This is a genomic window from Streptomyces sp., assembly GCF_050698815.1.
GTDB lineage: Bacteria > Actinomycetota > Actinomycetes > Streptomycetales > Streptomycetaceae > Streptomyces.
Genome location: NZ_JBOHCV010000315.1, coordinates 1 through 7,581 on the forward strand (window position 1 = coordinate 1; position 7,581 = coordinate 7,581).

Here is a 7,581-nt window from a genome sequence, read left to right on the forward strand (position 1 = left end):
TCGCAGGTGCGGTGCACCAGCCGCAGCCGCAGGTCCGCGGCCAGGTCCTCCTCCGGCTCCAGCGGCGACTCCAGCGCGCGGGCGGCACGCGGGTCACCGCCGATCTCGGGCAGCTGCTCGTTGGCGACGAGTTCGGACTGGACGACGACGCGCACCTCCTCGTCCAGCGGTTCCACCTCGAAGGCGACGGCGGCGATGGACCGTTGGGTGAAGGAGACCAGCCGGGTGGAGCGCACCCGTACCGTGGTGCCCGCCGGTGAGGTCCACTCGCAGGTGCGGTGCAGCAGCCCGTTGCGCAGGTCGAGCACGCGCTCGTGCGAGCGCAGCCGTCCGTAGCGCACGTCGAAGGGTTCGTCGTCGACGAGCAGCCGGATGATTTTGCCGTTGGTGACGTTGATGACGGTCTGGCCGGACTCGGGGTATCCGTAGCCCGCCTCCGCGTACGGCAGTGGGTGCAGCTCGTGCACGCCGTTGAGGTAGGAGCCGGGCAGGCCGTGCGGCTCACCCTCGTCGAGGTTGCCGCGCCAGCCGACATGGCCGTTGGAGAGCGCGAAGACGGACTCGCTCTGCGGCAGCACGTCCAGGTTCAGCCTGGTCTCGCGCAGCAGCCAGGGCTCGCAGGCGTACGACCGGTGGGTGATCACGCCCGGTCCTCCAGCTCGGCCAGTTCGGCGAGGTCCTGTACGACGGTGTCGGCGCCGTGCCGGCGCAGCGCGTCGGACTGACCGGCCCGGTCGACGCCGACCACGTAGCCGAAGTGGCCCGCGCGTCCCGCGTCCATCCCGGCCAGCGCGTCCTCGAAGACCGCGGACTCGCCGGCCTCGACGCCCAGGTCGCGGGCCGCCGCCAGAAAGGTGTCGGGGGCCGGCTTGCCGGGCAGCTCGCGCACGGCGGCAACCACGCCGTCGATCCGCACGTCGAAGAGGTCTTCGATGCCGACGGCCACCAGGATGTCGCGGCAGTTGGCGCTCGAGGAGACGACCGCGGTGCGCAGATCCGCGTCGCGTACCGCCCGCAGATAGCGCACCGAACCGGGATACGCCTCGACGCCGTCCTCACGGATCTTCTCCAGCAGCAGGTCGTTCTTGCGGTTGCCCAGGGCCTGCACGGTGCCGTCGCCGGGGGTGTCGTCGTGCTCGCCCTCGGGCAGTTCGATGCCGCGGGAGGCGAGGAAGGTCCGTACGCCGTCGGTCCGTGGCCGGCCGTCGACGTACTCGTCGTAGTCCGCGACCGGGTCGAAGGGGCGGTATCCGGCACCGTCGCGGCGCCGCAGGAAACCGTCGAACGTCTCCTTCCACGCGGCCGCGTGCACCACGGCTGTCTTGGTGAGCACACCGTCGAGATCGAACAGGCAGGCGCGGACGCCGGGCGGAAGACCAAGCTTCGTCATGGGTGCCGGGTTCCCCATCCGACGCCGTTCGCATGCCTTTCCGCCCTGATTGCCCCTCCCCTGGGGGCCGCCCGTACAGCTATCCGAGCAGCTCGATCTCCGCGAGGGTGGATTTCTCGGTGTACGCGGGCCCCGTCGGCACGAGCCGGTAGTGGCGGTACGCGCCGGGGTCGGCGATGGAGAAGACGCGGGTCTGCTTGTCCCAGCGGAAGGACTCCTTGCCGCGCCGGTCGAGCCGCTTCCACTTCTCGCCGTCCTCGGAGCCCTCCAGCGTCCAGCCGTCCGGGGCGGCGTCCTTGTCGGCCGAGGTGAGCGTGTACGAGGTCACCGGCTTGTCCCGGGAGCCGGGCGCCACCTCGAGGGCCGCGGTGGTGAAGGCGGCTTCGGTGTCGGAGGTGTTGTCGAGCAGCGGCACGCTCTTGTCCGGCACGGTCAGGTCGCCGGGCGGTGAGGGCACCTCGTCGTCCTGTGTGATCGAGGACGGGGCGGCGTTCTCGCCGGTGCCCCAGCGGGACGGCTTCGGGCCCATGTCGAACTCCAGGGTGCCGCCGCGGGCGATCAGCTTGTGCGGCAGCGCAGTGGACTTCCACGGCTTGCCGTTGACCTTCAGCCCCTGCACGTACACGTTGCGCGCGCTGTTGCGCGGGGCCTTGACCACCAGGTCGCGGCCGTTGTCCAGGTGGACCGTGGCCTTGGTGAACTGCGGGGAGCCGACGGCGTATTCGGGCGATCCCATCACCAGCGGGTAGAAGCCGAGGGAGCTGAAGACGTACCACGCGGACATCTCGCCGTTGTCCTCGTCGCCCGGGTAGCCCTGGCCGATCTCGCTGCCGAGGTAGAGGCGGGAGAGCGCCTCGCGGACCTTCGCCTGCGTCTTCCAGGGCTGCCCGGCGGCGTTGTAGGTGTAGGGGATGTGGTGCGAGGGCTGGTTGCTGTGGCCGTACATCCCCATCCGTACGTCGCGGGCCTCGGTCATCTCGTGGATGACTTCGCCGTAGGAGCCGGCGAACTTCTTCTCCGCCGTCTCCGGCGTGGCGAAGTAGGTGTCCAGCTTCTTGGCCAGGCCCTTGCGGCCGCCGTAGAGGTTGGCCAGGCCCCTGGTGTCCTGCGGGGCGGTGAAGGCGAAGTTCCAGGGGTTGGTCTCGGTGTAGTCGTAGCCCCACACCCGGGGGTCGAACTTCTCAGGCGGCAGCCGCCGGTCGCCGTCGGCGTCTCTGCCCTGGAAGAAGCCGACCTTGTCGTCGAAGAGCTTGACGTAGTTCTGGGCGCGGCCCAGGAAGTACTCCGACTCCTCCCGGTAGCGGGCCTTGCCGGTCTCGCGGTGGAGCGCCTTGCCCATCCTCGCGATGCCGAAGTCGTTGAGCGCGCCCTCCAGCGCCCAGGACATGCCCTCGCCGGTGGCGGTGCTCGTATAGCCGAGGAACGGTGCGGTGTTCATGCCCTTGCGGCCCACACCGGAGTCCGGCGGTGCGACCGTGGCGTTCTTCACCGCCGCGTCGTAGGCCGCCTCGGCGTCGAACTTCACGCCCTTGCCGTACGCGTCGGCGAAGGCGACGTCCGAACTGGTGCCGGTCATCAGGTCCGCGTACCCCGGTGAGGACCACCGGGAGATCCAGCCGCCGTCCTTGTACTGCTGGACGAACCCGTCCGCCATCCTTCCCGCCCGCTTCGGCGTGAGCAGGGAGTAGGCGGGCCAAGTCGTGCGATAGGTGTCCCAGAAGCCGTTGTTGACGTACACCTCCCCGTCGACGATCTTCGAGCCGGTGTGCGTCGGGGTGTCCGGGCGCGGCTTCTTCGAGAACGGGCTGGCGTAGCGCGTACGTGAACCGCGCGTACGTGAACCGGTCTGCTCCGCACCGGAGTTGGGGTAGAGGTAGAGGCGGTAGAGGTTGGAGTAGAGGGTGGTGAGCTGGTCGCGGCTCGCGCCTTCGACCTCGATACGGCCGAGCAGGTCGTCCCACTTGTGCTGCGCGCGGGCCCGGACGCTGCTGAAGGACGCGTCGGCGGGGATCTCCCGCCCCAGGTTGGCCTTCGCCTGGTCCACGCTGATCAGTGAGGTGGCGATGCGCATGGTGACGGTGCGGTCGGCGCCCGGCGCGAAGCGCAGGAAGCCGGTGACGTCCTTGCCCCCGCCGCCGCTCAGCCTGCCGCCACCGGTGACGGAGGAGTCGAACTCGGCGTAGACGAACAGGCGGGTGGCGCCGGCCGACAGCCTGCTCTTGACGTCGGAGAACCCGGTGACGGTGCCCCTGCCGTCGCCCCCGCCCTCGTCCAGGGTGAGTCCGCCCCGGTTGTCGACGTTGTCGAAGAGCAGATTCGCGTCGTCGCCGGGGAAGGTGAAGCGCATCATCGCGGCGTGGTCGGTCGGCGCGATCTCCGTCTTGAGACCGTTGTCGAAGGTGACGCCGTAGTAGTGCGGCCTGGCCTTCTCGTTGGCGTGCTGGAAGGGCAGCGCGCGGGCCTTGCGGGAGGCGTCCGGCTTCCCGGCGGCGGTGGACGGCATGACCTGGAAGGTCTGCCGGTCGCCCATCCAGGGGCTGGGCTCATGGCTCGCGCTGAACGCCTGCAGGGTGGGCCGGTTGTCGTCGTTGTTCTTGCGCGCGTACTCGTACTGCCAGTCCGAGGAGCCGGCGTCGGTCACCGGGGTCCAGAAGTTGAAGCCGTTGGGCACGGCGGTGGCGGGGAAGGTGTTGCCCCGGGAGAAGCTGCCGCTGGAGAGGGTGCCGCGGGTCGTCTCCGCGTAGTCGGACACGTGCGCCGGCGGCTTCTCGGGAGCCTGGGGGGCGAGGGAGACGTCGTCGACCCAGCCGCGGAAGGCGGTGCCGTCCTCGCTGTCGCCCTCGGGGGAGTCGTAGGCCACGAGGATCCGGTCGACGGTCTTGCCCGCGGCGACGGCGCCGATCCGCGACTCCCTGTTGTTCCACTGGTTCGCGGAGAGCGTCTTGGCGGCGGCCTGGCCCTGCGGCGTCATCGGTGCGCCGTGCTGATCGGTGGCGCGCAGATCGCTCAGATAGGTGCCGTCTGTGAAGGCGAGGTCGAGGGAGGTGTGCGTCGCCGGGTAGTCGAGGTCGGTCTTCGGCAGCTCGGGGAAGATCTTGTACGAGAGTGACGTGCGGGCGGTGACACGGGTGTTGACGTCGAAGACCCGGTTGTAGGAGTAGCCGTGACCGCCTGTGGTGTGGGTGCCGGCGTACCGCAGCGAGTGCATGCCGCTGAAGCCGGCGTCCTTCTTGGAGCTGGGGGAGTCGGCGGGACCGGTGCCGGTGTGGCTGCTCATCCCCGCCGTGCCGGGTGCGGACTCGCGCTCCACCCCGGCGGTCTTCGGCGCCCCGCCGGCTCCGGTCTCGACGCTGTCGCGCCAGTCCGGGGCGGGGTCGTCCGGTTCGAAGGAGGAGCTGAAGGTCTCCGTGGGGGGCGGCTGCCGGGGCTGTGCGGCCACGGCGGCGCCCTGCGCCGTCACCACGAGCAGCGCGGCGGCGAGAAGCGCCGTGGGGCGGACCGTCCGGAGGAACCGGCCCGGGCCGCGCCTGCCGGGTCTTCCGGTGTCGCCGGATCTGCCCGGTCCGCTGCGCTGCTGTCTGTGCCGCACGTGACCCTCTCCCCGAGGTTGCGTTGACATCGTTGTCCCCTGGTGGCGCAGGGACAAGTAAGGTCGGTGGGCACAGGTGGTGTCAAGGGTGCGGGTGGGCCTGCCCGGTCGCCGCCGTTCCCCGTGTCACCCCTGGGCGGCAGGGGTGACGGCAGAGTCCTGCTCACCGGGGCGGGCGGCGGGGAGGCGGGGGCCGACGGCCCAGTCGCGCGGTGTCTGCCGGCGCAGGAAGAAGTACAGGACGGGCACCGGATACGCCACCCATACGATGGCCTGCACCACGGCCGGGTCGGGCTGGAAGTTGACGGTCCCCTTGACCAGGGTGCCGCCACGACCACCAGCATCCCGCCGGTCCAGGTGAAGAAGCGGGCGAGGTTGATCTTCGGCGCCGGAACGGGGAGGGGTGCACGTGCGTCAACTTAACCAAGCCTTACCTTACTCTCGGCCTCCTTGCTCTGACCCTGACTGCCCCGTGCCCGTACACCGAACGGCTCCGCGAAATGGCCGTCCAGCAGCGCCTGCTGTCTATTGAGTTGAGTGACGTGATCGGACCCGGCAGGGCGCCGCGCGCTGCCGGGAGAGACAGCCGGGCGAGGAGACCTCGATGACAAGCAGTGTCAGGACAGTCGCCGTCATTCTGTCGGCGGCCGTGTTCGCCGTCTTCGGCAGCGCCTGCGGGGACGGCGGCGGCGAGAAATCCGAACCCTCGAAGTCTCCCGGCGACTCCGCGCGCGCCAAGACGGTGAGCGTGCGCTCCGGCGAGCTGGGGAAGTTCCTGGCGGGCGGGGAGGAGGGCAAGACCCTCTATCTGTTCGTGAAGGACAAGACGAGCAAGTCGACTTGCTCGGGGAGCTGTGCGGAGGCGTGGCCGCCGATGACCGTCAAGGACAAGCCCGTCGCGGGCAGCGGCGTGCAGAAGGGCCTGCTGGGCACCACGACAGGTGGCGACGGCGGCAAACAAGTCACGTACCAGGGCCACCCGTTGTACTACTACCAGCCGGACCAGAAGGCGGGCGAGACCAAGGGCCAGGACCTCGACCAGTTCGGCGCCAAGTGGTACGTCGTGGGCACCGACGGCAAGGCGATCAAGGACAAGCCGAAGGGTGACGGCGGCGGTGGGGGCGGCTACTGATGAGCGTTCTCGTCGCAACGCCCCCGCGCGCCACCCCGGTTCGCCGCTACGTGCGCGGCGCCGCCCGGGTAGTGGCCGCCGCCGGCCTAGCCGTGGACGCCTACGTACACGCCAAGCTCGCCGGCCAGTACGACGCCGTCATCGCCTCCGTCAGCCAGGGCGACCTCTTCGCGGCCGAGGCCGGGCTGGCCGCCCTCGCGGCCCTGCTCGTCCTTGCCTGGCGCCGCGTACCGGCCGACCTCTTCGCCCTCCTGGTCGCCGCCGGCGGACTGGCGCTGCTGCTGATCTACCGGTACGTCGACGTGGGCGAGCTGGGACCGGTGCCGAACATGTACGAGCCGGTCTGGTTCCCCGACAAGTGGCTCAGCGTCATCGCCCAGTCGGTCGCCCTCGTCTCCACGGCCCTGCTGATGCTCACTTCGCCCTTCGGCTCGCAGGTGGACCCACGCTGGCAACGCCATCCCTGATCGCCGGGGGTGGAGGCGGGGCGTGGGTGCGGGTGCGGGTGGGGGTGGGGTGGGGCTGAAGGGGGCGTTGCCCCTGGCTCAGGCGCCGACGAGAGTCACTTCGGTGGCCTTGACCCCGGCGAAGACGGCAGTGCCCTCGGTAAGTTGAAGGTCGGCCGCGGCGGCCGGGGTGATCTCGGCGATGAGGTCGGGCGCTCGGTCGCAGGCGATCACCACGCGCAGGCGGCTGCCGAGTGCGGTGATCTCGCGGACTGTTCCGGACCAGACGTTGCGCGGGCTGCCCGTCGGGCGGTCGCGGTGCAGGGAGACGGCCTCCGGCGCGATGACGGCGAGGGCGGCGGCGCCCGGCTCGGCGGGTTCGGCCGCCACGAGGCGGGCGCCGCCGGGGAGTTCCATCCCGTCACCGGTGGTGGTGCCCGTCCAGGCGTTGCGGCCGAGCATGCGTGCCACCCACGGGGAGCGCGGGTGACGGGTGATCTCGCCGGGCGGTGCGTCCTGGAGCGTACGGCCCTCGTCCAGGACCAGCACCCGGTCGGCGAGGGAGACGGCCTCGACCGGGTCATGGGTGACGATCAGGCAGACGCCGCCGAAGTCGCCGAGGTGGGCGCGCAGCAGCCGGCGGACCTGGGCACGGGTCGTCTGGTCGAGGGCGGCCAGGGGTTCGTCGAGCAGAAGCAGGCGCGGGCGGGCGGCCAACGCACGTGCCAGCGCGACCCGTTGCGCCTGGCCACCGGAGAGCTGCGCGGGCTTGCGGTGGGCGAGATGGCCGACGCCGAGCCGGTCGAGCCACTGCTGGGCGGCGCTGCGGGCCTCGGCCCGGTGCACGCCGTGGGTGCGCAGGCCGTACGCGGTATTGGTGAGCGCCGTGAGGTGCGGGAAGAGAGCGCCGTCCTGCGGGACCCAGGCCACACCGCGGCGGTGCGGGGGCAGCGCGGTGACGTCGGTGTCGCCGAGCCATAGCCGCCGGGCGTGCGCCCGCGGGGTGAGGCCGAGCAGCGCCCGC

At 71.0% G+C, this 7,581-nt stretch carries 5 protein-coding genes and 2 pseudogenes; 2 read left to right on the forward strand and 5 right to left on the reverse strand.

Features of this window, described 5'->3' with window-relative positions:
* The 4 genes and pseudogenes from ACRDP3_RS11440 to ACRDP3_RS11455 form a co-directional block, all read right to left on the reverse strand.
* Positions 1-644 (reverse strand): annotated as a pseudogene (locus ACRDP3_RS11440) (family 65 glycosyl hydrolase); the annotation flags it as partial.
* A complete protein-coding gene (locus ACRDP3_RS11445; protein WP_431516778.1) occupies positions 641-1,390 on the reverse strand; it encodes an HAD family hydrolase in 750 nt (249 codons plus the stop codon). The gene ACRDP3_RS11445 and the pseudogene ACRDP3_RS11440, both read right to left, overlap by 4 nt.
* A gap of 79 nt (positions 1,391-1,469) precedes the next feature.
* Positions 1,470-4,853 carry a GH92 family glycosyl hydrolase gene (locus ACRDP3_RS11450; RefSeq protein ID WP_431516782.1) on the reverse strand — a complete coding sequence of 1,128 codons (3,384 nt, stop codon included), beginning with the start codon at positions 4,851-4,853 and terminating at the stop codon, positions 1,470-1,472.
* A 252-nt stretch (positions 4,854-5,105) separates the two neighbouring features.
* Positions 5,106-5,368 (reverse strand): annotated as a pseudogene (locus ACRDP3_RS11455) (hypothetical protein); the annotation flags it as partial.
* A gap of 215 nt (positions 5,369-5,583) precedes the next feature.
* Here ACRDP3_RS11455 and ACRDP3_RS11460 point away from each other — a divergent pair.
* Both ACRDP3_RS11460 and ACRDP3_RS11465 read left to right on the forward strand, forming a co-directional pair.
* Positions 5,584-6,111 carry a COG4315 family predicted lipoprotein gene (locus ACRDP3_RS11460; RefSeq protein ID WP_431516779.1) on the forward strand — a complete coding sequence of 176 codons (528 nt, stop codon included), beginning with the start codon at positions 5,584-5,586 and terminating at the stop codon, positions 6,109-6,111.
* A complete protein-coding gene (locus ACRDP3_RS11465) occupies positions 6,111-6,578 on the forward strand; it encodes a hypothetical protein (RefSeq protein ID WP_431516780.1) in 468 nt (155 codons plus the stop codon). Before ACRDP3_RS11460 ends, ACRDP3_RS11465 begins: the two co-directional genes overlap by 1 nt.
* Positions 6,579-6,656: 78 nt before the next feature.
* Here ACRDP3_RS11465 and ACRDP3_RS11470 read toward each other — a convergent pair.
* Positions 6,657-7,581, reverse strand: a 925-nt coding sequence (locus tag ACRDP3_RS11470) for an ABC transporter ATP-binding protein (protein WP_431516781.1), incomplete at its 5' end; no start/stop codon positions are given.